Genomic DNA, 25283 nt, shown 5'->3' with positions numbered 1-25283 from the left:
TGCCAGCCCGTGGACCGGCGACTGGATGGCATCCGAATCTTGGTGACGCGCCCCCGTGAGCGGGCAGAGGAGCTGTGCTTCCTCCTGGAGGACGAGGGCGCGGAGGTCCTCAGCCTGCCGCTGTTGGAGCTGCATCCGCCGGAGGACCCGCGCCCGCTCGCGTCCGCCGCGGAGCACGTGCAGCGCTACCACTGGGTGGTGTTCGCCAGCCCCTTCGCCGTGGAGTCCTTCCTGGAGGCCCTGCGGCTCGCCGGCACGTTGGACCGGCTGTCCCGCGTGAAGCTGGCCGCCGTGGGGCCGCGCACCGCGAGGGCCGTGGAGGGCTTTGGCCTGAAGGTGGAGGCCGAACCCCACGAGGGCACCGGCGCGGCGCTCTTCACCGCCCTGCGCGACGTGCTGGGGCCGGAGGACGACGTGCTCCTGCCCGCGGCGGAGGAGGGGCGGCGGGAGCTGGAGGACGGCCTGCGCGACCTGGGCGTGCGTGTCACGCGCGTGACGGCCTATCGCAGCGCGCCGGCCGCCGTCGACCCGGAGGCGCTCGCCCAGCTGGCCGCGTTCCCGCCCCAGGTGGTGCTCTTTGCTTCGCCGCGCACCGCGGAGGCCTTCGTGGAGGGGGTGGGCCGTGAGCCGCTGGCCTCCGCGAAGGTGGTGGCCATTGGCCCCACCACGGCGACCGCGCTGACGCAGCTGGGAATCCCCGTGGCCGCCGTGGCCGAGCGTCCCACGCCCGAAGCGCTGGTGGATGCCACCGTTCGCGCCGTTCACGGGTAGACTGCGCGCCCGGTGACGTCCGGGCGCCCAGTCGGAGCGCCCCGTGCGGACGTGACGTGACGAGGTGCGGGTGATGATGCGTGGGACGCAGCGGAGTGTCTTCCTCCTTGGACTGCTGGCGCTGGCCACGACGGCGCAGGCCCAGGGGGGCTACCAGTTCCTGGATCACTGGGTGCTCAACAACAGCCAGGACCCGTTCCCGTACTACGTGGATGCGCGCAACAACCAGCCGGCGGGCAATGACATCTCGCTGGTGGAAGACGCGGTGAAGAAGTCCTTCCAGGCCTGGCAGGACGTGGACTGCGCGTGGCCCGCCTTCACGTACAAGGGCCGCTCCACCATCGTCCCCATCCCGGACGTGAACGACCGGCTGGACGGCTTCAGCGTCGCCGCCATCTGGGTCACCGACCCGCTCAGCACCCAGTACAAGGACGTGCTCAACGAGACGAGCGTGTCCGTCGCGGTGCCGCTGAGCCACGGCGGCAACGTCTACCAGTGCGACATCTTCCTCAACGCCGTGCGCTACAAGTTCACCACGTTCACCCCCACGCCCGTGGGCTTCATGGACATCCAGACGGCGGTGATGCGCGAGGTGGGCCACTGCCTGGGCCTGGGCAGCACGTATGAATACCCGGACTCGGTGATGTACTTCGCGCAGGAGACGGGCGTGCAGCGGCGCACCCTGTCGTCCTATGACCGGGGCGCGTTCTGTCAGCGCTACCCCCAGACGGGAGCGGTGGGCTCGCCCTGTGACACCACCGCGTGCTCCGCGGGGCTCACCTGTGTCACGACCCAGTCCACCACCAGCGGCAACTCGATGAAGATCTGCTCCAAGGCGTGCCCGTCCGGTGCGCCCGGAGCCTGCCCGGACCCCTACCAGTGCCGCGCGTCCACGCTCATCGCCGGCTCGCAGTTCGCCTGTCTGCCGGAGGCGATTGGCACGGGCACCAAGGTGGGCAACCCCTGCGCCAGCGCCTCCTCGTGCGGCGCGGCGGATTCGCGCTGCCTCACGGACGCGGACAAGACCCCCGCCTTCCCGGCCTGGAAGGACGGCTACTGCACGGAGTCCTGCGTCGCCAACGCGGACTGCCCCACCGGCTCCACGTGCGCATCCGTGGGCTCCGTGGGCAAGCGCTGTCTGAAGAACTGCCGCCCGGGCAAGGGTGACTGTCGTGACGGCTATACCTGCAACACGCTGCCCAACGGCGGGGGCGACGTGTGCGTCGCCGACTGCTCCACCAACAACGACTGCGGCTCCAACTACGCCTGCCGCTCGTGCGACCACGCCTGCGTGCAGCAGCTGACGGGCACGCGCAGCGTCGGCGACCCGTGCCTCCAGGATTCGGAGTGCGGCTTCAACCAGCAGTGCCTGAAGCTCAACGGCAACCCGCAGGGCGTGTGCGCGGAGCCGTGCTCGGTGGCCGCCTGCACGTGCGGCCCCGGCAGCACCTGCCGCTCGGCGGGCACCGGCGAGGACCGCTTCTGCTTCCGCGACTGCGGCACGGGCACCTGCTCCTCGCCGCTCCAGTGCGTGCCCTTCCAGGAGGGGACCGCCTGCATCGCCCCCTGCCGCACCAACCAGGACTGCCCCAACGGCCTGTACTGCGGCAATGGCGGCCAGTGCTACGACCCGTACGTGAAGACGGACGGCGGCACCTGCACCCTGTGCAGTGACGGTGGCACGCCGCCGCCCCCGCCGGTGGACGGCGGCACGGGCGGCACGAACAACGACCCCGGCGGTTGCGGCTGCCAGAGTGGCCCCTCCTCCGCGGCATTCCTCGTGGGGCTCGGGGTGTTGCTCCTGGCCACCCGCAGAAGGAGGAACGTGTGACCCAGGCGGCTCCCCCCGGAAGCAGCGGCCCCTCGCGCGGCGCCACGGATTTCACCCTCGGCTTCCTGCTGGAGGCCCTGGTCGCCCAGCGCCTGCTGACACCGCAGCAGGCGCAGGAGGTCCTGGCGCGAGAGCCCGCCGCGCGCGCCCGCGTCATCAAGGCGCAGGGCGGAACGGGCAAGGACGCGGCCCGCTATGACGTGTCGCCCGTGGAGCTGGTCGCGGCCTTCCAGATTCCGGCGCCGGGGGGGCGGGGCGTGCTGGACGAGGACCGCGTCACGGAGGCCGCCGCGCGCGCCGCGGGGCTGGCCTACCGGAAGTTGGATCCGCTGAAGATGGACATGGCGCTGGCCACCCGCACGGTGTCCCGGCCCTACGCGCAGAAGCACGTGCTGCTGCCCCTGGAGCGCACCGAACAGGGGCGGCTGCGCGTGGCGGTGGCCAACCCCTTCGACCGCGAGCTCTTCGAGTCCTTCCACCGGCTCACCGGCGAGCCGGTGGAGCCCGTGCTGTCCGCGAAGACGGACATCCTGCGCTCCATCGCGGACATCTACGGCTTCAAGAAGACGCTGGCCCAGGCCGCGGACGACTTCAGTGGCGCGAACGCGCAGATCGCCAACTTCGAGCAGCTGGTGTCGCTCAGCGGCACGCAGGAGCTGGAGGCGTCCGACCGGCCGGTGGTGCAGGCGGTGGACTACCTGCTGCGCTACGCGTTCGACAATCGCGCGTCGGACATCCACATCGAACCGAAGCGGGCCACCGCCGTGGTGCGCCTGCGCATCGACGGTGTGCTGCACCCCGTCTACACGCTGCCCGCGCAGGTGCACCCGCCCATCGTGTCGCGCGTGAAGATGCTGTCGCGCATCGACATCTCAGAGAAGCGCCGCCCCCAGGACGGCCGCATCAAGACGGAGCGCGACGGCCGCGAGGTGGAGCTCCGCGTCTCCACGCTGCCCACCGCGTTCGGCGAGAAGGTGGTCATCCGTATCTTCGACCCGGAGACGCTGGTGCAGGACATCGCCCAGCTGGGTTTCGACCCGGACGAGAAGGGCCACTTCGAGTCGTGGATTGATCAACCCCACGGCCTCATCCTGGTGACGGGCCCCACGGGCAGCGGCAAGACGACGACGCTCTACTCCGCGCTCAAGGCGGTGGCGGGGCCGGACGTCAACGTCACCACGATTGAAGACCCTATCGAAATGGTGTGGGACACCTTCAACCAGGTGCAGGTGCAGCCCAAGGTGGGCCTGGATTTCGCGGGGGCGCTGCGCCACATCCTGCGCCAGGACCCGGACGTCATCATGGTGGGCGAAATCCGCGACGCGGAGACGGCGGAGAACGCGATTCAAGCCGCGCTCACCGGCCACCTGGTGCTCTCCACGCTGCACACCAACGACGCGCTGGGCGCGGTGGCGCGCATGAAGGACCTGGGCGTGCCGGCCTTCCTCCTCGCTCAGAGCCTGCTGGGGGTCATGGCCCAGCGCCTGCTGCGCCGCGTCTGCGTGCACTGCGCGGAGGACGCGGTGCTCACGCCGGACGAACTGCTGGCACTCGATGCGCCGCTGCCGCTGTTGCCCGGCGGCGTGAAGCTGTCCAAGGGCGCGGGGTGCGTGCGCTGCCGCGGCACAGGCTTCTCCGGCCGCACCGGCGTCTTCGAAATCGTCTCCACGAACCGGGAGGTGCGTGAGCTCATCGCCCGCGAGGCGCCCTACGAGCACCTGGTACAGGCGGCGCGCCGCGGTGGCATGCGCACGCTGCGCGAGGCCGCCGTGCGCAAGCTGGCGCAGGGCCTCACCGCCTTCGACGAGGTGGTGCGGATGACGTCCGCCTTCTAGAAACACGAAGGGCCCGCCGTGATGCACGGCGGGCCCCACGAAGCTGCCCGAAGAGGGCAGGGCGGCCTAGAAGCGCGCCTGCAGCAGCGTGTTGAAGCCCAGCGCGTGCGGCTTCTCGAAGTTCGGCTGCGCGATGCCCGTCACGTCGTCCTCGAACGTGGTCCGGTTGGTGTCGTACGTGTAGTAGACCTCACCCACGGCCGCGACCGTCTCCGACAGGTCCCACCGGAAGGTGGCCTTCGCGGACCAGATGAGCTCCGCATCGCAGGCGCTGGTGCCACCGCAGGTGCTGGGCAGGATGCTCAGCTGGTTGGCGTCACGCACCACGACCGTGCGCGTCCCGGTGAGGCTGGGGGGCGGGTTGCTGCCGCCCACGAGCGGAACCGGGCTGCGGAAGGACGCCGGCTGCTGCGCGCCGATGATGAAGCCCGGCGTCAGGTGCAGCTTCTCGATGTTGTAGTCCACGCCCAGCGCGCCGAAGACTTCAGGCTTCAGGACCGTGCCCGTGGGGAAGTCCTGGAACGGGGGGAAGCCCGGCACGTCGAACTGGATGAAGGACAGGCTGCGCACCAGCGCCAGCGCGTTGAAGCGGAACCGGTTCAGCTTCGCGCGGCCCTGGAAGGCGAGCGCCACGGCCCCCTGGGGCTTGGTGGCGCCGAACTTGTCCGGGTCCTGCAGGGTCTGCGTGAGGTAGCTGCCCTCCAGCGAGAGGGAGTAGGACAGGCCACCCGGGTACGTCTCCGGCGCGAAGAAGCGCTGGTAGATTTCCGGGTCGTTCTTGTAGAGCCGGAAGTCCACGCTCGTGCCCACCGGCACGCCCACGTGGTAGACGATCTGCCCGGACACGCCGGCCGAGTTGACGCCCGCCTCGATGGACTGGTTCGCCAGACCCGGGACGATGCCCTTCTGGAAGTAGCCGCCGCCGGCCTCCACGCGCAGCGTCTCCAGGACGTCCCAGCCCGCGCCGGCCATCACGCCGTAGAGCGTCTCCTGCTCCAGGATGAGGTCGTTGAGCACCAGCGCCGTCTTGCCGCCCACGTACGCGTACCAGCGGTCGCGCGTCACCTGGAACTTGGCGCCTGGCACACCCGCCGCGGACGCGCGGTTGGTGAAGATGGAGCTGCCGCCCCAGGAGATGCGGTACGCGTAGCCCAGACGGAAGCGGTCCGCGGACACCGGGAAGCCGGTGAGCGAGATGCCTTCCTTCTCACCCCAGCCCGGCGGCTGGTAGTTCAGGCGCACGTAGCTGGAGTTGTCGAGGATGTCGACACCACCAGACGGGCGCTCCAGCACCAGCAGCGTGAGGGCCGCCTCCGTCGTGAGGCCCTCGAAGAACGCCGGCATGCGCTTGTAGAGCACGACGTTCGACAGCGACTCGAAGCCGGAGAACCGGGTGTTGAAGTTGTCGTAGAACTGCGTGTTCTGGTTGCCCGCGCCAAAGCGCGCGTTCGGGCTGTTGGGAGTGGTCTCTCCCGCGCCCGCCAGCACGTTGTCGTCCGCGAAGACGAACGACAAACGGGTGTCCACGAAGTCCCCGGCCCAAGCGGGCGCGGAAAGGGTTGTCAGGCCCGCCAGGGCCAGCGTCTGCAACGTTTTCAAATTCCCTCCAGGAAGCGGTCCGGGGGAGACCGCTCCTCCCAGCGCCCCGGCTTACCGCCGGGGCGCGCAATGCGACTGCTCAAATCAAAGGTGAATGGCGACTACGGGCACGGCTTGATGGGCTTCGGGCACTCCATCCCGGGCCCGGGGTAGCAGCACAGGTCGTCCTGGTCTCTCGGCAGGACGTTCCAGCGCGGACGCGCCGGGCCCACGTGCTTCAGGTGACCCACGACGTCGAAGGTGGCCGCGCGCAGTTGCTTGCACTGGAGCGCCTTCGCCGCGTCGGCATCGTTCTCGTTGCAGTCCGGGTTGAGGTCCGGCACCGCGTCCTTGATCTGCAGGCTGATGCGCGAGCGCGTGTCCGGAGCGACCTTGCACGCGGCGTTGGCCGTGGCGGCGGCGTCGCGCACCAGCGCGACCGTCACCTCGGAGCCCTTCAGCGTGTACTCGAAGCGGGTGTTGGCCGCGATGAGCGTGTCCGTCTGGTCCGCCGTCACGCTCACCGCGCCGAAGCGCGCGTGCACCGGCTGGGTGCAGATGATGTTCATCCGGTAGCCCAGGGGCAGCGCCTTGTCCGGCCGCACGGGCGTGGTGCCCACGTTGACGTTCATGATGCGGTTGGGGACGGACTCGTCCATGCCCATGGACGCGGGACCGGTGGCGTTCATCTCCACCACGAACTGACCGAAGCTCGTGTACGTCGTCTTCTCCGCGCAGATGGTGCCGGCGTACTCGCCAATGCCCAACGCGCAGTCGATGACGCACTGGCGCTCCGGGAGGTCCGGATCATCCGGCGGCTCCTCGAAGCAGTTCTGCCAGGTGCGCGACGAGGTGCTGCCCACCGGGCAGAACATGGGCATGTCGTTGTTGCCGTTGGCGTCGCAGTTGCGGAACACCTTGGGGAACTTCACCCGGCGCAGCTTCACCAGCGAAGACTCCAGGCTCTCCATCTTGTAGTTCTTGTAGCTGTAGCCGCACAGGATGTCGTCCAGGTACGGCGAGCCGCTGTAGCCGCACAGCCGGCCGTTGATCTCCACGGGCGGCACCTGGTCCAGGTACTTGTTCCACTGGTCCTGCGGCAGCAGGCGCACGTTCTCCCGCAGCGTCCAGGCGGGGAAGCTCATCTGCGTGGTGTTGGTGAACTCCGCCACCGTGCCGGACAGCGTCCAGAGCAGGTCGCCGGAGTCCAGCCCTTCCGGGAAGGAGTAGTTGTAGATGTAGATGCTGTTGAAGCGGCCCGGGTTGAAGCCATCCGGCTCCGCGGTCTGGACGTTCGCGCCCGTGACGCTCTTCTCCAGCACGCGGCAGGCCGTCATGTCCGTGACGTAGAATCCGCTGGAGTCCGTGCCCGTCACCAGCAGCATCATCTGCTTGCCGTTGTTGGGGTCGGACGGGTCGCAGTTCTGCGTCAGCGGCTCGCCGGACTCCGGATTGCGGCCCACGCGCATGAACTGCTTGATGAAGACGCTCGTCTCCGAGCCGTTCTCGGGCAGGTTGATGGTGGCGAGGGAGGGCTCCTCGAACCGGATGCCCTGGGACAGGCCGGTCGCGAGGGTGCGCGTGGCCGGCTCCTGGGGCAGCTGGGACAGGTCGCCCACGACGCCGCCGTCCGCGTAGACCAGCTCCAGGTCCTGGTCCTGCACCCAGACGTGCGTCTCACCGTACAGGTGGGCCACGCGCACGGTGCCGGTGCCCTTGCCGTTGGTGAGCTGCGTCCAGCGCTGGCCATACTCACCGGTGAGGTCGCCCGGGATGACCCGGAAGGACACCGGCCCGTTGAAGGTCGTCATCTCCCCGCCGGTGCCGTCCAGCGCGGTGATGGACAGACCGATATCCACGTTCGACCGGGGCAGGGTGTAGGGGCAGTCCGTCGTGCCACGCACCTCAGGAGGCACCGCGGCCTGGTCGTTGCCATACTTCCCGGCGCAGGCGTTCACCACCGGCAGCAGCGTCGCGGCGGAGCCCCCGGTGGTGATGCTCGTCACCTCCACGCGGAAGGACGTGAGTCCGGTGGGCTCCTCGGACTCCTTCGTGTAGCAGCCGGCCGCCAGGGCCAGCGTGGACAGCAGGAAGAGTCGCTTCATTACTTCACCCTCCGCCCGATGCGGCCATCCTCGATGGCGCTCGCGATGGGCATGGCTGTGGGCTTCTCACAGAATGAACGCAGCTGGCTCGTCACGTTGCCGCAGGTGGGGTTGTTCCCCGTCAGCAGGTCCCGGCAGGTGCAGCGGCCGGTGTAGGGGCCTTGCGGCAGCGCGCACTGCTCCAGGGCCGCCTGCTTCGTCGTGTCCGCCAGGCCGCACCGGGCCATGGCCGCCGGCTGCTCCTGCGCGTTGTCGGTCACCTTGAGCAGGTCCCGGCACGAGCAGCTGCCCACGGTCTTGTCGAGCCCTTCCTCGAAGGCCTTGGACACCTTGCAGGAGTTCAGCGTCTTCTCATCCACCGTCCACTTGCCGCCGACCAGCGAGCCGCAGCGCGTGCCGTTGCTGGACGTCTCCCGCCCGTTGAGCAGGTCGTCGCAGTTGCAGAAGCCCTGCATGTAGCCGATGAGCGAGTCGCGCAGGCTGATGCCCGTCTCGATGCGCGTGGTGTTGCGCTTGAGCACCGTGAAGCCGGAGCCGCCCTTGGCGATGTAGTCGTTCACCGCGACCTTGTACGTGCCGTTGGTGTCCAGCGGCCTGCCGTTGATCTCGATGTTGATGCCCGGGTGCGCCCAGCAGCGCGAACCCGCGGTGTCCTCCAGGCACTGCCAGGGCGCGTGGCCCTCGCGGTTCTCCTGGGGGCAGGCGGTGGCCACCGTGGCCGGGGTGCACGCGACGCGCAGGTCGTTGAGCTGCACCTGGGCGCAGTCCATGGTGAAGCGGGCGCCGGAGACCTGCGCCTGGCTCACGCACCCACGCTCCGCGGAGCGCTCGGTGACGAAGTCGAACATCTCCTGCATCTCCGCGCCGGACAGGTACATGATGTTGATGGTGTTCTCGAAGGGGAACACGTTGAACATCGCCTCCTGCGTCACCACGCCCGCGTAGAGGTTGTCGCGGATGCCCAGGGAGTTGGTGAGCGCCATCTCCGCCTCCACGCGGTTGCGCTTGCGCATGGAGTCCGCGGCGATGTTGCCCAGCGGCGAGTCACCGCCGTTGGAGTTGTTGCGCCGCTGCACGTCCAGGGGGGCGTAGGAGAAGATGGAGGTGAGCTGCAGCTTCACGTCCATGCCCAGCAGGTACGGGATGAGCAGGTCCGTCACCTGCGCGTCCTCCTGACGGCCGCACTCGGCGATGGCCTCGCGCACGCCCGGCGCGTTGATGAACTCGCCCGGGTCCCAGAAGATGTTGTCGTCGAAGCGGTACTTGCGCATCGCCTCGTTGCACCAGAGCGCGTCCACCGGGAACGCGTGGTAGTCCTGGCTGACGACCTCGGCGCCCTCGCCCTCGCCCAGCTGGTTGGGCATCTTCACGACCAGCTCCAGGCGGCCCACGTACTTGGCGAACGCGCCCGAGTGCGACAGCACGACCTTGCGGCCGGCGGGGTCCGTCACCAGCTGCGGCGGGTTGAGCACCACGTGCAGGTGGCCGCCCAGGATGACGTCCATGCCGGTGACGCCCGCGATGTGCACGCGCACCACCGACTTGTCGTTGCCTTCCGGCCCGAACCACTCCAGCACCTTCCACGCGTCGTGCGCGCGGTTGATGAAGGGCTTGGCGCGGCCGTACTCATAATAGCCCTCGTAGCCCTGGATGAGATCCTGGTCCTCGGTGAGGCCCAGGTGGCTGACGATGACAATCAGGTCCGTCACCGGGCGCAGCAGCTCCACGTAGGCGCGCGCGGCTTCGTTCTGCTCCAGCGGCGTCACCTGGAGGCTGTTGCCGCCCTCCACGATGGAGTTGAGCGAGGAGATGTTCGCCATGCCGATGACGCCCACCCGCAGGCCCTTCACCGTCCGGATGCTGTAGGGGGCGGTCACCATGGAGGCGCCGTTGGTGCCGGTCGTCTTCGGGTCGTCCCAGTAGTAGTTGGCGGCCAGCAGCGGGAAGTTGGCGAAGTTGCGCGCCTTCTGGACGAAGTTGAGGGCGCCCGCGTCGAACTCGTGGTTGCCCACCACGGCGGCGTCCAGACGGGTCTCGGAGAGGAAGCGGAACTCCGCCTCGCCCGTGTTCACGTTGAAGATGGGCGCGCCCTGGAAGCAGTCTCCAGAGTCCAGGTGCAGGACGCGGTCGCCCTTCGCGCGCTCGCGCTTGAGGATGGACCCGATGCGCGTGGCACCGCCAAAGGGACCGGCCTCCGGGATGAGCTCCAGGTCCTGGTCCGTCTTCAGCGGCGTGAAGTCGTACGGGACGAGCCGCGAGTGGATGTCAGAGGTATGGAGGAGGGTAAGCCGCACCTCCTGACCTTCAAGGTGGTAATCCTGGCCTTCCAGCACAGGCATGCACGAGGCGAGGGCCAGGGCGCAGGCGCAGAAGAGGCCGAGCAGTGCGCGACACATTCGTGGCGGATCCGTGATTCGTAGAGAGTGACGACTTGAGGACGGCGCAACCTACGGGATCAAGGGTGCACGGGCAAGCAACGCCACCGTGGCACCTCCACCTACCAGGACACCAGGAGAGCAGGCAGACATGCGTCCCAGCAGTTCCAATGTAACTGACATCGAGATCATCGAGGATTTCTCCGCCACGGCGCGTTGTGACGAAGGTTTCCTCCGAGTGCGTCGGCTGCGCTGCCGCAACCGGCGCGCGGATGGCTCGTCGTCTCCGGTGTACCGGGTGGATGTGGTGGACCGGCCCCGGTTGGACGCGGTGTCGGTGCTCATCTACCGCCGTGCGTCGGATGGAAACGTGGAAGTCCTGACGCGGATGAACCTGCGCCCCGCGGCGTACTTCCGCCGCGAGCAGACCGCGTCCATGACCGTGCCTGACACGGTGAGCCATCTGCGCGTGGAGGAAATCGTCGCGGGGCTGCTGGAGCCCGCTGACAAAGGTGAGGAGGGGCTTCGCCGCCGCGCGGCGGAAGAAGTGAAGGAGGAGGCGGGCTACACGGTGCGGCCGGAGGACATCCAGCTGTTGGGCGGCGCGTTCTTCCTCGCGCCGGGCATCCTGTCGGAGAAGGTCTTCCCGGCCGCGGTGGACGTCACCGGCGTGGCGCAGGGTGAGGTGGAGGGAGACGGCTCGCCTCTAGAGGAGGGCATCCACCTGCAGTGGCGGCCGTTGAGCGCGGTGCTGGACGCGTGCCGCCGGGGTGACATCGCGGACGCGAAGACGGAGGTGTCCCTCACGCGGCTGCTCGCCCGGCTTTCCTGACGCCGCTTGCTGTTTCCGGGGTGAGGACGGACGGGGTAGGGTGCTGCCCCGTTCCGTTTCCTCCTGCAGGCGAGGTTCGTCGCATGTCGTCGCTGCCCCCGTGGCTGGCCCAGCTGCTCCCCATCGTCATCCTGCTCGGGGCCATTGGCCTGGTGCTCTCACGGCTGCCGAAGGTGGAGCTGGGGCACACCGATGCGTTCCGCCGCCGCCGCTTCTTCAACTGGTTCCCGCTGGGCCTGACGTACGCGTTCCTCTACATGGGGCGCTACAACGTCAACGTGGCCACCAGCGCCATGGGCGCGCAGACGTCCAACGCGGACTTCGCCACCATCTTCTTCTGGGGGACGCTGACCTACGGCGCGGCCTTCCTCCTCAATGGCCCGCTGACGGACAAGCTGGGCGGCCGCTTCACCATCCTGCTGTCCGCGGGTGGCAGCGCGGTGGCGAACATCGCCATGGGCGGTCTGGTGTACGCGGTGCTGAAGAACGGCTGGGCCCCTCCGGGCGGCGTGGTGGCGTGGCTCGCGTTCCTCTACAGCGTGAACATGTACTTCCAGAGCTTCGGCGCGGTCTCCATCGTCAAGGTGAACGCGTCGTGGTTCCACGTGCGCGAGCGCGGCCAGCTGGGCGGCGTGTTCGGCATCCTCATCTCGCTGGGCCTGTACTTCGCGTTCGACTGGTGCCGCTTCATCGCGGACGCGGCGCCGGTGTGGTGGGTGTTCTTCGTGCCCGCGGCGCTGCTCCTGGGCTTCCTGGTGGTGGACTTCTTCGTCATCCGCGACACGCCGTCGCAGACGGGCCACCCGGACTTCGACACGGCGGACGCGTCCAGCGGGGAGACGGGCCCGGCGCTCACCGTGCCGCAGATGTTCGGCAAGCTGCTGCGCAACCGCGTCATCCTCATCATCCTGGGCGTGGAGTTCTGCAGCGGCTTCCTGCGCAACGCGGTGATGCAGTGGTTCCCCAAGTACGCCAAGGCCATTGGGGAGTCCGGCGGCTTCGTGGCCTCCAACTGGGGCATGCTGTCGTGCGTCGCCGGCATCCTGGGCGGCATGTTCGCGGGCGTCATCAGCGACCGCATCTTCGACTCGCGCCGGGGCCCCGTGTCCGCGGTGCTCTACGGGGGCCTGCTCCTGGGCGCTGTCGGCGCGGTGTTCCTCCTGGGGACGCCGGGCGCCGGCTGGTCCGTGGTGTTCATGTCCCTGTGCGTCATCGGCGTGCACGGCATGCTGTCCGGCACGGCCACCATGGACTTCGGCGGCAAGAAGAACGCGGGCATCGTCGTGGGCATCATCGACGGCGCGGTGTACGCGGGCACGGCCATCCACGCGCTCGTCTACGGGGCCATCCTGCCCACTGGCGACGCCATGAAGGACCCCGCCAACTGGAAGCCCTGGCCCCTGGCCATGCTGCCGCTGGCGGTCGTGGGCCTGGTGCTGGCGACGCGGGTGTGGAACGCGAAGCCCCAGCCCAAGGCGGCGCCCCTTCCGGTGGGCGACGTCGTCCCGGGCGCCGTGCCGGGCGCGTCTTCTTCTCGTACGGGCACCAACGGTTGAGGCTCCAGCAGAAGGGCGTCCGGTGTGCCACCCCGGACGCTCTACTGCCCCGAAGTGAGGGTGACTCCCGTGTGACAGGCCTGTGACATAGACTGGCGTCCGTGTCCCAGGCACCTGAAGCGCTCCACAGCCGATTCGACGTCCACGACCGCAAGCAGTTCGAGATCAAGCTCGAGTACCAGCCCACGAGCGCGGACGAAACGCGCTACCTGGTGGAGGCCTACCTCTTCCTGCCGTCGAGTCTGAACATCGACGCGGAGACGTACCCTCGCGCGGACTTCTACGCGGACATCCACAACTACGTGCGCTTCAAGACGCCGGTGATGGGGCTGGGGGAGCTCCTGTCCTCGGAGGGCTCGCCGCTGGTGAAGCTGGAGGCGTGGCAGCGCATTGGCCTGGCTCCGGAGGCGGACGTCGTCTACCAGGCGAAGCTCTTCTCGTGCGTGCTGCGCGGCGCGCTGCGCAGGTTCGCCACCACGGTGGAGACGCGCTGTGAGGCCAAGACGGGCGAGGCGGGAAGGGTGGACCTGGAGGCGGTGGTGCGGCAGGCGGGCGAGTCGGTGCCCGTGGTGCTGGAGCGCTTCCGAGCGTGGCTGCGCGCCACCGGTGAGGCGAAGCTCCAGGAGAAGACGCGCGCGTCGCTGCGGCTGGTGGACGAGTACGTGAGCCTGCTGGTGGAGCAGTTCTTCCGCCGCGCGGTGGCGGACATGGACGCGCTGCCGCGCACGGGGCCGTGGCTGCCCTTGCGCAAGGGGTTGATGGAGGCGGTGCTGCGCGAGGAGTCGTATCGCAAGGAGCACCGGCTGCGCTCCGTGTTGAGCCCCACCGGGGACAACGAGGAGTACATGCAGCGGCTGGGCTTCCTGAAGAAGTTCTGCATGAACGTGCTCTTCCTGTCCTCGCGCCGCCGTCAGCGGCGGCAGGGCTGGGAGGAGGTGCTCTTCGCCATCGCGGCGGGCGTGGCCATGGCCTTCGCCACGTCGGTGGCGCTCTGGGCGCAGGTCCGCTTCACGCAGGTGAGCCTCAACTTCTTCCTGGTGGCCGTGGTCGGCTACATGATGAAGGACCGCATCAAGGAAGGGCTGCGGCGCATGTTCAGCCGCGTGGCCGCCACGCACCTGTACGACCGCACCACGGACCTGGTGGACCCCGTCACGGCGCGCGCCATTGGCATCTGCGAGGAGCGCGTGGACTACGGCGCGGCGGTGAAGGTGCCGAAGGCGGTGTCGTCGCTCCGGCTGCAGGACGACTTCCTCACCGTGTCCCAGGGCGAGCTGTCGGAAGCCGTGATCCGCTACCAGAAGCGCATCGTGCTGGACGCGCGCCTGCTGCCCCGCTCCGAGCGCGGCCTCACGGGCGTCACGGACATCCTCCGGCTGAACGTGGGGCGCTTCCTGCGCGACATGGACGAGCCGGAGTTCGCGCTGGAGTACGTGGACCTGGAGGACTTCTCCGTGGGCCACATCCGCGGCGCGAAGCGCTACCCGGTGGACCTGGTCTTCCGCTTCACGGTGATGGAGGACGGCGTGCGTCATGAATCCGCGCAGCTGGTCCGCCTGGTGTTGGATCGCAACGGCATCCAGCGCATGCAGAACTTCGCCCGGGCGCCAGAGGCTCCGGTGGAGGCCTCGGAGCCCGCGGGGTCGCTGCCCATCCGGCCGGCCGCGTTGCGGCAGGGCGCGTGATTTGATGGCCAGCCTCGCGCCGGGGGCATGTATCTTCCGGCGTCCATGGCATTTGAAGATCTCAAGCAGCGCGTGCGGCCGGACTGGCGCGACACGCTCCGAAGCATCCTGGAGAAGGCCCGCTCGCTCGGCCCCCAGGCGGTCCTGGCGTTCGACCTGGACTCCACCCTCTTCGACAACCGGCCCCGCCAGGCGCGCATCCTTCGCGAGTACGGTGACGCGCGGTCGCTGAGCCTGCTCTCCGTGTGCGAGCCTCGCCACTGGGACACCGGCTGGGACATGCGCGCCGCCATGCGCGCGTGCGGCATGGAGGACGCGGAGGTGGAGCAGCGTTATGCGGACGCGCGCGCCTTCTGGCAGGAGCGCTTCTTCACCAGCGCCTACTGCGTCTCCGACGAGGCGATTGACGGCGCGGCCGCCTTCACGCAGGCGGTGGCCGTCACGGGCGCGCAGGTCGTCTACCTGACGGGCCGCCATGAAGCGATGCGTGAAGGCACCGTGTCATGCCTCGCGCGTTGCGGAATGGTGACGCCGCCCGGCGCGGATGGGCGCGTGCATCTGGTCATGAAGCCCACGCTCGCGGAGAACGACGACGCCTTCAAGCGCGAGGCGCACGCGCGCCTGGGCCGCATGGGCACCGTGGTGGCGGCGTTCGACAATGAACCCACGCACGCCAATGACTACCGTCACCGCTTCCCGGAGGCGACGGTCATCCACCTGGCCACGGACCACTCGGGACGGGCCGTGGAATTGAAGGATGGCATCGTGTCGGTGCCACATTTCTCCATGGAGGACGTGACGCACCGCGCCTGAAAGAAAGGCACGGTGGACGACGGTTTCTGAAAGGCTTTGGAAGTCCCTTGGCCGCGCGCTAAGAGGCGCACGGCGTTCGCCGCCCTTCCCCCTCGGGTCTTCAAGGGGCGGCCCAGACGGAGGCATGCCGCGGTGGCCAGCGCGTACTCGAAGAACCTGTTGTTGACGATGTACCGGAAGATGTACCTCCTGCGCCGCTTCGAGGAGCGAGCCGGCCAGCAGTACACGCTGGGGAAGATCGCCGGCTTCTGCCACCTCTACATCGGCCAGGAGGCCGTGGCGGTGGGCTGCAACGAGGCCATCCGCCCGGACGACTACATGCTGTCCGCCTACCGCGACCACGGCCAGCCGCTGGCGCGTGGCAGCGACGCCGGGATGGTCATGGCGGAGCTGTTCGGCCGGGGCTCTGGCTACAGCAAGGGCAAGGGCGGCTCGATGCACATCTTCGACATCGAGCACCACTTCTACGGCGGCTACGGCATCGTCGGCGGGCAGATTCCGCTCGCGGCGGGCATGGCCTTCGCGGCGCGCTACCGCAACGAGGACCGCGTCACGGTGTGCTTCTTCGGCGACGCGGCCGCGAACCAGGGCGCGTTCCACGAAACCTTCAACATGGCGCAGAAGTGGAAGCTGCCGGTCATCTACATCTGCGAGAACAACCGCTACGGCATGGGCACGGCCATCGCGCGCACGTCCGCGGTGCCGGAGATCCACAAGCGCGCCTCCGCGTACGGCATGCGCGGTGAAGCGGTGGACGGCATGGACGTCCTCAAGATGTACGAGGCGGTGAAGGACGCCGCCGAGTACTGCCGCGCGGGCAAGGGCCCCGTGCTGATGGAGGCGAACACCTACCGCTTCCGCGGCCACTCGATGGCGGACCCAGCGAACTACCGCACCAAGCAGGAGGTGGAGGAAGAGCGCAAGGGCGACCCCATCCCGAAGCTGCGCGAGTTCGCGATGAAGCAGGGCTTCAACCTCACCGACGCGGACTTCGAGGCCATCGAGGAAGAGGAGAAGCGCGCGGTGGACGCGGCGGTGAAGTTCGCCGACGAGTCGCCCGAGCCCAGCGTGGAAGAGCTGTGGCGCGACACCATCGTGGATGAGGGCGAGCAGGACGTGCGCCCGCGCGAGCGCGTGCTGGGCGTGAAGGTCACCAACTGGCCGAAGTACCCGACGGGCCAGGAGCTGAAGGTGACGTGGGACCTGGAGCCCCGCGCAGAGGCCGAGCAGGCGGACAAGAAGGCGGGCCTGATCCGCTAGCGCCCACGTTCCCTCAAGCCACTACCCTTTCGAGATTCGAGTTCGGAGCCGACGATGCCCGAGTTGATGTATCGCGAAGCGTTGAACCAGGCGCTCGCCGAAGAGATGGAGCGCGACGCCAATGTGTTCCTCATTGGCGAGGAAGTGGGCCGCTACAACGGCGCTTTCAAGGTGTCCCAGGGCCTGCTGGACAAGTTCGGGAGCGCGCGCATCATCGACGCGCCCATCAGCGAGCTGGGCTTCACGGGTCTCTCCGTGGGCGCGGCGGCGGTGGGTCTGCGCCCGGTGGTGGAGATGATGACCTGGAACTTCGCCATCCTGGCGATGGACCAGATCGTCAACAACGCGGCCAAGCTGCGTCACATGAGCGGCGGCCAGCTGCGCTGCCCCATCGTGTTCCGCGGCCCGGGCGGCGCGGGCGGCCGGCTCTCCAGCCAGCACAGCCAGTCGCTGGAGGCCAACTACGCGCACTTCCCCGGCCTGAAGGTGATTGCCCCGGCGACCCCGGCGGACGCCAAGGGCATGCTCAAGAGCGCCATCCGGGACGAGAACCCGGTGGTCATGTTCGAGGGCGAGCGCCTCTACGCCATCAAGGGCGAGGTGCCGGAAGGTGAGCACATCGTCCCCCTGGGCAAGGCGGACGTGAAGCGTGAGGGCACGGACGTCACGCTGATCACCTGGAGCCGGATGTACTACTTCTGCATGGAGGCCGCGGAGGCCCTGGCGAAGGAAGGCATCAGCGTGGAGGTGCTCGACCTGCGCACCCTGCGGCCCCTGGACGAGGAGGCCATCCTCGCGAGCGTGCGCAAGACGAACCGCGTGGTCATCTGCGAGGAGGGCTGGGCGCTGGCCGGTATTGGCGCGTCCGTGGTGGACCTCATCCAGTCCCAGGCGTTCGACGACCTGGACGCGCCCGTCGTGCGCGTCACCGGGTTGGATGTGAACATGTCCTATGCGGCGAACCTGGAGAACGCGACCCAGCCGGACGCGCCCAAGATCATCGCTGCCATCAAGAAGGTCCTGTACCGCGAGGGAGCCTGAACGCGTATGGCGACGCCCATCCAGATGCCCAGCCTTTCCCCGACGATGAAGGAGGGGAAGATCGTCAAATGGCTGAAGAAGGTGGGAGACAAGATCTCCTCCGGAGACGCCATCGCCGAGGTTGAGACGGACAAGTCCAACCTCGAGGTGGAAGCCTTCGACGACGGCTACCTCATCCAAATCGCCGTGCCCGAGGGCGAGGTCGCCGCGGTGGGTTCGCCCATCGGCTTCCTCGGCGCCAAGGGTGAGAAGGCCACCAGTGGCGCGCCTTCAGCTCCGGCGCCCCAGAAGACGGAGGCCCCCAAGGCCGCCGCCCCCGCAGCCCCGAAGCCTCCCGAGCAGGCACCGGCTCCCGCCGCCAGCGGCGCGGGCGAGGGGATTGCCATCCTGATGCCCTCCCTCTCTCCGACAATGACGGAGGGGAAGATCGTCAAGTGGCTGAAGAAGGAGGGGGACAAGGTCTCCTCCGGGGACGCCATCGCCGAGGTGGAGACGGACAAGTCCAACCTCGAGGTGGAGGCGTACGACGACGGCACGCTCGCGCGCATCACCGTGCGCGATGGCGACATGGCCAAGGTCGGCGCGCCCATCGCGTTCCTCACGCCCAAGGGCGCCAAGGCCGGGGCCTCCGCTCCGGCGGCCGCGCCCCAGGCTCCGAAGGCCCCCGCCGCCGCGGCTCCGTCCGCGCCCGCCGGAGGACAGGTCGTTCCGCTGCGCCGCGAGCCCCAGGCTCAGGCAGCCGGTGGTGGCGCTGGCGGCCGGCTGCGCGCCAGCCCCCTGGCGAAGCGCATGGCCCAGGATCGCGGGCTGGACATCAGCCAGGTGCGCGGCACGGGCCCGCTGGGCCGCGTGGTGAAGCGCGACGTGGAGCAGGCGCTGGGCCAGGGCCTGGCGAAGGCTCCGGCGCCGGCGGCGAAGAAGGCCGGAGCGCAGCCGGAGGTTCGCGCCTTCGGTACGCGTCCGGAGCCGCAGGCGGTGCCCATGTCCTCCATGCGCAAGGTCATTGGCCAGCGCATGTCGGAAGTGAAGCCCGGTGTGCCGCACTTCTACCTCACGGTGGAGGTGGAGATGGACGCCGCGGTGAAGATCCGCGAAGAGGCCAAGGCACTGGACCTCAAGGTGTCCGTCAACGACATCATCGTGAAGGCGTCGGCCATCGCGCTGCGCCGTTCACCGAAGATGAACGTGTCGCTCCAGGGCGACCAGGTGCTGCACTTCGGCACCGTGGACGTGGGCATCGCCGTCGCCATCGAGGATGGGCTCATCACCCCCATCATCCGCGACGCGGACCTCAAGGGCCTGCAGGCCATCTCCGCCGAGTCCCGCGACATGGCGGAGCGCGCCCGCAAGCGCTCGCTGAAGCCCGCCGAGTACACGGGTGGTTCGCTCACGGTGAGCAACCTGGGCATGTACGGCATCGACCAGTTCATCGCCGTCATCAACCCGCCCCAGTCCGCCATCATCGCGGTGGGCGCCGTGGCGGAGAAGGCCGTGGTGCGTGACGGCCAGCTGGCGGTGCGCAAGATGATGACGGTGACGCTGTCGGGTGACCACCGCGTCATCGACGGGGCCACCGGCGCGGAGTACCTCCGCGAGCTGAAGGGGCTCCTGGAGCATCCCTCGCGGCTGTTGTTCTAGCGGTCGAGCGGTCCGCCGCCTCCGCCCCCGTGTGACACGCACGGGGGCGGGGCCTGGCCTGGACTACTCCCGCGTCGGCTCGTCCGACTCGACGTCCTTCTCCAACTTGCGCTGGGCCTCCGTGACGTCCGCCTGTTCCGCGCGGCGCGTGCCCGTCTCCAGGTCCTCCTCGTGCTCTTTGCTGCGGCCCTGGATGCCGGGCCACGGCTCCGGACGCGTGGCTTCCACGTGCTTCACCGGCTTCACGTCCTCGTTCTTCTTGTTCGCCATGGTGCGTCACTCCTCCCTGAGGTCAGGGGTGTGGATGGGACTTCCGTGGCGGTACGGTGGGATGCCCACGCTGGCGTGGCCACCCGGTGGGATGGAGGGGCAGAGCGCCTGCCTGCCTGACTCTCTTCGGACGGCGAAAAAAGGTCGGCAGGCGGGGCGGTTCGCTGCTTAACTTCTCAGTCAATGAACGACGACATGACTCGCGAGCGCCTGGGACTTGGACTGCGGGAGGTGGAGCCTTCACCGGCTCCCCTGACTCCGGCGGTGTCCCTGGCGCACTCGCTGCAGCAGGCGCTGCACGGCGCGGTGTATCCGCTCAGCGCGGAGCAGTTGGTCTGGGTGGCGCGGGAGAACGAGGCGCCGTCCCACGTGGTGTCGCTGCTGGGCACGCTGCCGCGGGGCCGTTTCCCGTCGGTGGACACGGTGGCCCTCGCGCTCGGGAACGCCTCCGTCTGAGGCGGAGTGCTGTCGCGCGGCGTTCGCTTTCGGCCTGGGTACAAGGTACCCCCAGGCGCGCTGACGGACGTGCGCGTTATCTTCGGCGCGACCAGCCTGTCTTCCGGATGAGGAAGCCATGGTCTGGAGGAGCTCCATGAACGCCTCGGACCTGCCCGCCGTGCTGTACGTGGACGACGACGCCCTCAACCTGAGGGTGTTCGACGCCAACTTCGGGCAGCGGTTTCGCATCTTCCGGTGCTCGTCCCCCAACGAGGCCCTGGCGCTTCTGGAGCAGCGACGCCTGGAGATTGGCGTGGTGCTGTCCGACCAGCGCATGCCGGGGATGACGGGCGTGGAGTTGTTGGAGCGCGCGCGCACCATCGCGCCTGACGCCAAGCGCATGCTGGTGACGGCGTACGCGGACATGCAGGCCGTCATCGACGCGGTGAACCGCGGCCAGGTGACGCGCTACTTCGTCAAGCCGTGGGACCGCGCGGAGCTGCTGGCGGCGCTCGAGGACGCGCTCAAGATTGCCCGGCTGGAGCTGCGCATCCGCGAAGTGGAAGGCCGGATGATGAAGTCCGAGCGTCTGGCCACGCTGGGACAGGTGACGGCGGGCATCGCGCACGAGCTGATGGGCCCGGTGGGCTACCTCACGCAGAACGTGTCGTCACTCCAGCGCGACATGGAGCGGGTGGTGCAGTACGTGTCGCGGCACCTGGCCACGGATCCGGACGCGGAGGTGTCCTCCACCATCGAGGACCTGCCGTCGCTCATCAAGGACCTGTCCGAGGGCGCCGGCCACCTGCGCGGGGTGGCGCTGGGCCTGCGCGCGCAGGCGCGCGGCGAGGACATGGAGGCCACCGCGGACGTGGCGGAGGTCGTCTCCTTCGCGGTGAAGCTGGCGCGAGCGGAGGTGCGGGACCGGGCGCGGCTCTCCAGCAACGGCGAGCCCCTCCGCATCGTCTTCGGGCCGGTGAAGCTGTGCCAGGTGCTGCTCAACCTCATCGTCAACGCGGCGCAGGCCATGGAGGGCACGGGCCGTCCGGGCCGCATCGACGTGCGGTGGGATGCGCGCGACGAGGAGGTGGTGCTGACCGTGTCGGACAACGGCTGCGGCATCCCCGTGGCGCTTCAGGAGAAGGTGTTCCAGCCGATGTTCACCACGAAGCCCGTGGGCATCGGCACGGGGCTGGGCCTGTCCATCTGCCGCGAGCTGGTGATGCAGTTCGGCGGTCAGCTGCGCCTGTCGTCCACGCCGGGCGAGGGCACCGAAATCGAGCTCGTCTTCAAGCGAGCCCTGCTCCCTTGAGCCCGAAGGCGTTGTGCAGGAGCCTCCACACCCGGTAGAGGGTGTCGCTCTCCTGCGCCCGCACGTCCCGCACCAACAGTGCGCGTCTGGGCGCGGTTTCCGGGCCGTACTCCACCACCAGTGCGTATCCGCCCTTCGGCGGCTGGACGATGTGCACCGCGCGCACGTCGTCGAAGGGGAACACCTCCGTGCGCGCCGCGCCCGGGGCCCACGCGAGCGTCTCCAGCCGCAGCGACTCCGTCTTGAAGTGAAGCACGAAGCGCCGCCGTTGAAGCCGCGCCTCCGTCACCAGCGCGGCGCCCACCATGGCTCCCGCCAGCACGAGCAGCAGGGTCGCGGCGCCCGGCGTCCGGGCCGAGTCCAGGACGAGCAGCAGCAACCCCACCCCGGTGCACACGGCTGCCAGGGCCACGAGGAGCGTGGGGAGGAGCCGCAGCGTCCAGGCTGGCGGCAGGGATTCCCCCACCAGGCGGCCTCCGTCGTAGAAAAGCCGGACGTCGCCCAGCCGCGGCGGCACCCGGTTCTCCCGCAGCGCGTCTTCGAAGCTCACCGGGAGAGCATAGTGGTCGCGACTGTTTCCCACCCTCGAAGTTGGACGAGAGCTGTGCGATCCTCCCAATTCATGGATCTCCCGTTCGAGACCGGCGAAGGTGAAGGGGAAGGGCGGGGGACGCTCGCCTCGAAGGTGCTGCTGGTGGATGACGAGCCAGTGGTGCTGGATATCTGCGTGCGCCTGTTGGGGCGGGAGGCGGATCTCATCGTCTCCCCCGTGGGCAGCGCGGAGGAGGCGCTCGTCCTCTTGAAGGACCAGCGCTTCGACGTGCTGGTGACGGACAAGAACCTGCCCGGCATGGGTGGGGTGGAGCTCATCGCGGAGGCTCGGCGGATGCAGCCCGCGCTGGAGGCGGTGATGATCACCGCCTACGCCAGCTCCGAGTCCGTCATCGCCGCGTTCGCCGCCGGTGCCAGCGACTACATCGTGAAGCCCTTCGATGATTTGCGCGTGCTGCGCGCCAAGGTGCGCGCCGCGCTGGAGCGCCGCTCGGAGCGCGTGCGCACGCGCGACGGTGCCCGGGAGATGGCCCGGCAGGCCGCCGCGCTGCTGGACGCCGGGCGGGACGCTCCGGAGCCCGCGCATGAAGCGCTGGAGACGGAGCTGCGCAACTACGAGCAGGCGGTGCGCCTGGGCCACACCGGCAACGTCGCGGTGGTGGGAAGCGCCGAGGCCGTGAAGGTGCTGCGCGACGCGTCCTTCGAGGTGGTGGAGCTGCCGCCGTACTCGCCCCAACTGGAGAGCGCGGACGTGGTGGTGGTGGAGACCGGGGATCCGCAGTGGCACACGCTGGCGGAAAGGCTCCAGGGCCGCTCCCCGGACGTGGTGCTCCTGGCCGGCGCGGACGCCGACCTGAGCGACCTGCTGGAGGCCATCACCCTGCGCATGGACCTGGTGGGCTACGGCCAGTCCAACGCCACCCGCGTCCTGCCGGAGAAGGTGCGGATGCTGCTGATGCGCCGGGGCATCCAGCGCGCCCAGCAGCGGCTCACCGCCGCGCTGGACACCTTCCGCCAGAGCATCGCGACCCCGAACTGAAGAGGAGCGGCGCCCGAGCCTCGGGGCCACCGGGCCGCGTCCAGGAGCCTGGACGCGGCACTGCCCGAGGTCTGTCCGGAAGGACAGGGCGGAGTGCGGTAGCCCGCAAAGCGAAACGCCCACCTTCGTTTCCGAAGGTGGGCGTCTCTGAGTGACCCTGCCGGGATTCGAACCCGAGTTTGAGCCGTGAGAGGGCTCCGTCCTAACCGCTAGACGACAGGGCCGGCTTGCTTCCCTACAACCACTGTGTTTCTGCTGCTGCTTCCTACATTCTCCGTTCTGACCAGTCAACCGGAGATTTTCAGCTGGGGAACTAGGATTCGAACCTAGATAAGCAGAGTCAGAGTCTGCTGTCCTGCCGTTAGACGATTCCCCAAGGGGCTGCTGCTGCGGTGCTGCTTGTTGCGGGCGCTTCTACTACCGACTTCTGCTGCTGACTTCAACTACTTCGTTTTCCTGACCGGCTTGCCTTCAGTCTTCTTCGCCGGCTTCGCCGCCCCCTGCAGCGGGACGACATAGATGCGAACCTCTTCGTTCGCTTCGTAAATGTTCAGCCCCTCGAAGTTCTTCCCCGAGGGGTTGGAGATGTGCACGGCCTTGACGCCCGGCTGGTTGACGATCGACCGCCTCGGGTAGCTCGAGGACGGGTAGACGTTCTTGTAGTAGTCGAGCGTCGCTTCGAAGTCTCGCGAAGCCCGGTACCTGTTCTCGCCCACCTTCTGGGCACCATCCGGAATCTGTGCGCCGTTCACCAGCTCGGCGCCGGAAGCCGTTGCCCAGAGGGCCAGCAGCACCGCCCCGAGCGGGCGCGCCTTATAGAAATGGGGTCGCAGGCTGTCAAGCGGTCGCGTCATCGCCGGCCAAGATAGGGCCCGGCGATGCCCGCGTCCACCGTCAATCTCACGTCCCGCGAGCCAGCGCCGCGTCGATGCGCCGCAGGGCTTCGTCGCGCCCCACGAGCAGCAGCGTCTCACCGATGCCGGGGCTGGTGGTGTTGCCAGTGATGGCCACGCGGATGGGCTGGGCCACCTTGCCCATGCCCACCTGGGCCGCCTCGCTCACCGTCTTCACCACGCCGTCCAGCGGCTCCACCGTCCAGGCGGGAAGGGCGGCCAGCTGCTCCCGGGCCTGGCGCAGCAGGTTGAGCGAGTCCCCGCTCAGGTGCTTGGCGGCGGCCTTCTCATCCAGGGTGACGCCGCTCTTGAAGTAGATGGACGCGGTGTTCGCCATCTCGTCCAGGGTGCGCGAGCGCTCGCGCAGCGCGAGCACCAGCGGCTCCAGGCGGGAATCGCCCTTCGCCTGGAAGCCGCGGGCCTCCAGGAAGGGGACGAGCCGCTCCGCGACCACGGCCGGGGGCAGCAGCTTGAACCACTGCTGGTTGAGCCACTGGAGCTTCTCCGGGTTCCACACGCCGGAGGTGCTGCCCACGCCGTCGAAGTCGAACCACTCCACCATCTGCTCGCGGGTGATGACCTCGTCGTTGCCGTGGCTCCAGCCCAGGCGGATGACGAAGTTGAGCAGGGCCTCCTGCATGATGCCCGTGCGCTTGTGCAGCATCACGTCCGCTTCCGGATGCTTGCGCTTGGAGAGCTTCTCCCGGTCCGGCCCCAGGATGAGCGGCAGGTGCGCGAAGTCCGGCGGCGTCCATCCCAGCGCCTTGTAGAGCATCAGCTGCGGGAAGGTGGAGTTGACGTGCTCCTGGCCGCGCGACACCAGGGTGATGTCCATCAGGTGGTCGTCGATGACGCAGCCGTAGTTGTAGAGCGGGATGCCGTCCGCGCGCATCATCACCCAGTCATCCAGGTCCGAGTGCGCCTTGGTGATGGTGCCCAGCACCTTGTCGTCGAAGGACACGGTGCCCTCGCCCGAGGGCATGCGGAAGCGGAGGACGGCGTCCTCCTGCTTCTTGCCGGGGGGCGGGCCCTTCAAATCGTGGCAGGTGCCCTCGTAGCGGTAGCTGCCCTGACCCTTCGCCTTCTCCACCGCCTCGCGGCGCTGGGAGATTTCCTCGCGGGTGCAGTAGCACCGGAAGGCCTTTCCTTCCGCGAGGAGCTGGTCCGCGTGCTTGCGGTACGTGTCCAGGCGCTGGGTCTGGAAATAGGGACCGTACTTCGGGTCCTCCTTGCCGGGGCCCTCCTCCCAGTCCAGTCCCAGCCAGTTGAGGCCATCCAGGATGGCCTGGACGGACTCGGGCGTGGAGCGCTCCTGGTCCGTATCTTCCATGCGCAGGATGAAGGTTCCGCCGTAGCGCTTCGCGTAGAGGTAGTTGAAGAGCGCGGTACGGGCGCCTCCGATGTGGAGGTATCCAGTAGGTGACGGAGCGAAGCGGACGCGGGGTTTTGACGGAGCCAT

At 68.7% G+C, this 25283-nt stretch carries 20 protein-coding genes and 2 tRNA genes; 13 read left to right on the top strand and 9 right to left on the bottom strand.

Annotated features, from left to right (window positions below):
* Positions 1–9: 9 nt before the first annotated feature.
* The 3 genes from D7X99_RS11680 (at position 10) to D7X99_RS11670 (ending at position 4437) form a co-directional block, all read left to right on the top strand.
* Positions 10–771 carry a uroporphyrinogen-III synthase gene (locus D7X99_RS11680; RefSeq protein WP_121777843.1) on the top strand — a complete coding sequence of 254 codons (762 nt, stop codon included), beginning with the start codon at positions 10–12 and terminating at the stop codon, positions 769–771.
* Positions 772–844: 73 nt separating this feature from the next.
* Positions 845–2602, top strand: a complete 1758-nt coding sequence (locus D7X99_RS11675; RefSeq protein WP_121777842.1) for an MYXO-CTERM sorting domain-containing protein — start codon at positions 845–847, stop codon at positions 2600–2602.
* Complete coding sequence (locus D7X99_RS11670; protein ID WP_121777841.1) at positions 2599–4437, top strand: GspE/PulE family protein; 1839 nt, start codon at positions 2599–2601, stop codon at positions 4435–4437. Before D7X99_RS11675 ends, D7X99_RS11670 begins: the two co-directional genes overlap by 4 nt.
* A 66-nt stretch (positions 4438–4503) precedes the next feature.
* Here D7X99_RS11670 and D7X99_RS11665 read toward each other — a convergent pair whose 3' ends face one another.
* The 3 genes from D7X99_RS11665 to D7X99_RS11655 form a co-directional block, all read right to left on the bottom strand.
* The gene (locus D7X99_RS11665; RefSeq protein WP_169826105.1) at positions 4504–6036 is read right to left on the bottom strand and encodes a hypothetical protein; all 1533 of its coding nucleotides are present in this window, start codon (positions 6034–6036) and stop codon (positions 4504–4506) included.
* Positions 6037–6137: 101 nt separating this feature from the next.
* The gene (locus D7X99_RS11660) at positions 6138–8120 is read right to left on the bottom strand and encodes a hypothetical protein (protein WP_121777839.1); all 1983 of its coding nucleotides are present in this window, start codon (positions 8118–8120) and stop codon (positions 6138–6140) included.
* On the bottom strand, positions 8120–10414 hold the full coding sequence (locus tag D7X99_RS11655) for a bifunctional UDP-sugar hydrolase/5'-nucleotidase (RefSeq protein WP_233613303.1): 2295 nt from the start codon (positions 10412–10414) through the stop codon (positions 8120–8122). Before D7X99_RS11655 ends, D7X99_RS11660 begins: the two co-directional genes overlap by 1 nt.
* A gap of 232 nt (positions 10415–10646) precedes the next feature.
* Here D7X99_RS11655 and D7X99_RS11650 point away from each other — a divergent pair, with 232 nt between their 5' ends.
* The 7 genes from D7X99_RS11650 to D7X99_RS11620 all read left to right on the top strand — a co-directional run bounded on the left by D7X99_RS11650 (position 10647) and on the right by D7X99_RS11620 (position 19320).
* The gene (locus tag D7X99_RS11650) at positions 10647–11327 is read left to right on the top strand and encodes an NUDIX hydrolase (protein WP_014398172.1); all 681 of its coding nucleotides are present in this window, start codon (positions 10647–10649) and stop codon (positions 11325–11327) included.
* 83 nt (positions 11328–11410) lie between these two features.
* Positions 11411–12883 (top strand): MFS transporter, encoded by a 1473-nt coding sequence (locus D7X99_RS11645; RefSeq protein ID WP_121777837.1) that lies wholly within the window; start codon positions 11411–11413, stop codon positions 12881–12883.
* A 101-nt stretch (positions 12884–12984) separates the two neighbouring features.
* Complete coding sequence (locus D7X99_RS11640; protein WP_121777836.1) at positions 12985–14568, top strand: hypothetical protein; 1584 nt, start codon at positions 12985–12987, stop codon at positions 14566–14568.
* Positions 14569–14613: 45 nt separating this feature from the next.
* Positions 14614–15381, top strand: a complete 768-nt coding sequence (locus tag D7X99_RS11635; protein ID WP_121777885.1) for a hypothetical protein — start codon at positions 14614–14616, stop codon at positions 15379–15381.
* Positions 15382–15513: 132 nt separating this feature from the next.
* Positions 15514–16641: a pyruvate dehydrogenase (acetyl-transferring) E1 component subunit alpha gene (pdhA, locus tag D7X99_RS11630; RefSeq protein WP_121777835.1), complete on the top strand. Its 1128-nt coding sequence runs from the start codon at positions 15514–15516 to the stop codon at positions 16639–16641.
* A gap of 54 nt (positions 16642–16695) precedes the next feature.
* Positions 16696–17682 (top strand): pyruvate dehydrogenase complex E1 component subunit beta, encoded by a 987-nt coding sequence (locus D7X99_RS11625; protein ID WP_120594201.1) that lies wholly within the window; start codon positions 16696–16698, stop codon positions 17680–17682.
* Between the two features lie 6 nt (positions 17683–17688).
* A complete protein-coding gene (locus D7X99_RS11620) occupies positions 17689–19320 on the top strand; it encodes a pyruvate dehydrogenase complex dihydrolipoamide acetyltransferase (protein ID WP_121777834.1) in 1632 nt (543 codons plus the stop codon).
* A 63-nt stretch (positions 19321–19383) separates the two neighbouring features.
* Here the strand turns inward: D7X99_RS11620 and D7X99_RS11615 are convergent, their stop codons facing one another.
* Positions 19384–19590, bottom strand: coding sequence for a hypothetical protein (locus tag D7X99_RS11615; RefSeq protein ID WP_121777833.1), 207 nt, complete (start codon positions 19588–19590; stop codon positions 19384–19386).
* A gap of 195 nt (positions 19591–19785) precedes the next feature.
* Here D7X99_RS11615 and D7X99_RS11610 point away from each other — a divergent pair, with 195 nt between their 5' ends.
* Both D7X99_RS11610 and D7X99_RS11605 read left to right on the top strand, forming a co-directional pair.
* Complete coding sequence (locus D7X99_RS11610; protein ID WP_233613301.1) at positions 19786–20046, top strand: DUF2795 domain-containing protein; 261 nt, start codon at positions 19786–19788, stop codon at positions 20044–20046.
* Positions 20047–20182: 136 nt separating this feature from the next.
* Entirely contained in the window at positions 20183–21340 is a 1158-nt protein-coding gene (locus tag D7X99_RS11605) for a sensor histidine kinase (protein WP_121777831.1), read from the top strand.
* On the opposite strand, the gene D7X99_RS11600 is transcribed toward D7X99_RS11605, so the two are convergent.
* The gene (locus tag D7X99_RS11600) at positions 21318–21890 is read right to left on the bottom strand and encodes a hypothetical protein (protein ID WP_233613300.1); all 573 of its coding nucleotides are present in this window, start codon (positions 21888–21890) and stop codon (positions 21318–21320) included. The genes D7X99_RS11605 and D7X99_RS11600 overlap by 23 nt on opposite strands.
* 72 nt (positions 21891–21962) lie before the next feature.
* Between D7X99_RS11600 and D7X99_RS11595 the strand changes: the two genes are divergently transcribed.
* Entirely contained in the window at positions 21963–22931 is a 969-nt protein-coding gene (locus D7X99_RS11595) for a response regulator (protein WP_167548480.1), read from the top strand.
* A gap of 152 nt (positions 22932–23083) precedes the next feature.
* On the opposite strand, the gene D7X99_RS11590 is transcribed toward D7X99_RS11595, so the two are convergent.
* From D7X99_RS11590 to gltX, 4 genes are all read right to left on the bottom strand, one after another.
* Positions 23084–23155 (bottom strand) — tRNA-Glu (locus tag D7X99_RS11590).
* Between the two features lie 81 nt (positions 23156–23236).
* Positions 23237–23307, bottom strand: a tRNA-Gln gene (locus D7X99_RS11585).
* A 67-nt stretch (positions 23308–23374) separates the two neighbouring features.
* Positions 23375–23785, bottom strand: coding sequence for a hypothetical protein (locus D7X99_RS11580; RefSeq protein WP_121777829.1), 411 nt, complete (start codon positions 23783–23785; stop codon positions 23375–23377).
* 46 nt (positions 23786–23831) lie between these two features.
* On the bottom strand, positions 23832–25283 hold the full coding sequence (gene gltX, locus D7X99_RS11575) for a glutamate--tRNA ligase (RefSeq protein ID WP_121777828.1): 1452 nt from the start codon (positions 25281–25283) through the stop codon (positions 23832–23834).

The organism is Corallococcus sp. AB032C (genome assembly GCF_003668935.1).
Lineage (GTDB): Bacteria > Myxococcota > Myxococcia > Myxococcales > Myxococcaceae > Corallococcus > Corallococcus exiguus.
Note: the sequence above shows the minus strand (reverse complement) of the source record. Positions and strands in the feature narration are given on the sequence as shown.

Coding starts and splice junctions, on each gene's coding strand:
- D7X99_RS11675 (WP_121777842.1), top strand. CDS start 845: ATGATGCGTGGGACGCAGCGGAGTGTCTTCCTCCTTGGACTGCTGGCG.
- D7X99_RS11660 (WP_121777839.1), bottom strand. CDS start 8,120: ATGAAGCGACTCTTCCTGCTGTCCACGCTGGCCCTGGCGGCCGGCTGC.
- D7X99_RS11650 (WP_014398172.1), top strand. CDS start 10,647: ATGCGTCCCAGCAGTTCCAATGTAACTGACATCGAGATCATCGAGGAT.
- D7X99_RS11645 (WP_121777837.1), top strand. CDS start 11,411: ATGTCGTCGCTGCCCCCGTGGCTGGCCCAGCTGCTCCCCATCGTCATC.
- D7X99_RS11635 (WP_121777885.1), top strand. CDS start 14,614: ATGGCATTTGAAGATCTCAAGCAGCGCGTGCGGCCGGACTGGCGCGAC.
- D7X99_RS11625 (WP_120594201.1), top strand. CDS start 16,696: ATGCCCGAGTTGATGTATCGCGAAGCGTTGAACCAGGCGCTCGCCGAA.
- D7X99_RS11620 (WP_121777834.1), top strand. CDS start 17,689: ATGGCGACGCCCATCCAGATGCCCAGCCTTTCCCCGACGATGAAGGAG.
- D7X99_RS11615 (WP_121777833.1), bottom strand. CDS start 19,590: ATGGCGAACAAGAAGAACGAGGACGTGAAGCCGGTGAAGCACGTGGAA.
- D7X99_RS11610 (WP_233613301.1), top strand. CDS start 19,786: ATGACTCGCGAGCGCCTGGGACTTGGACTGCGGGAGGTGGAGCCTTCA.
- D7X99_RS11605 (WP_121777831.1), top strand. CDS start 20,183: ATGAACGCCTCGGACCTGCCCGCCGTGCTGTACGTGGACGACGACGCC.
- D7X99_RS11595 (WP_167548480.1), top strand. CDS start 21,963: ATGGATCTCCCGTTCGAGACCGGCGAAGGTGAAGGGGAAGGGCGGGGG.
- D7X99_RS11580 (WP_121777829.1), bottom strand. CDS start 23,785: ATGACGCGACCGCTTGACAGCCTGCGACCCCATTTCTATAAGGCGCGC.
- gltX (WP_121777828.1), bottom strand. CDS start 25,283: ATGGCTCCGTCAAAACCCCGCGTCCGCTTCGCTCCGTCACCTACTGGA.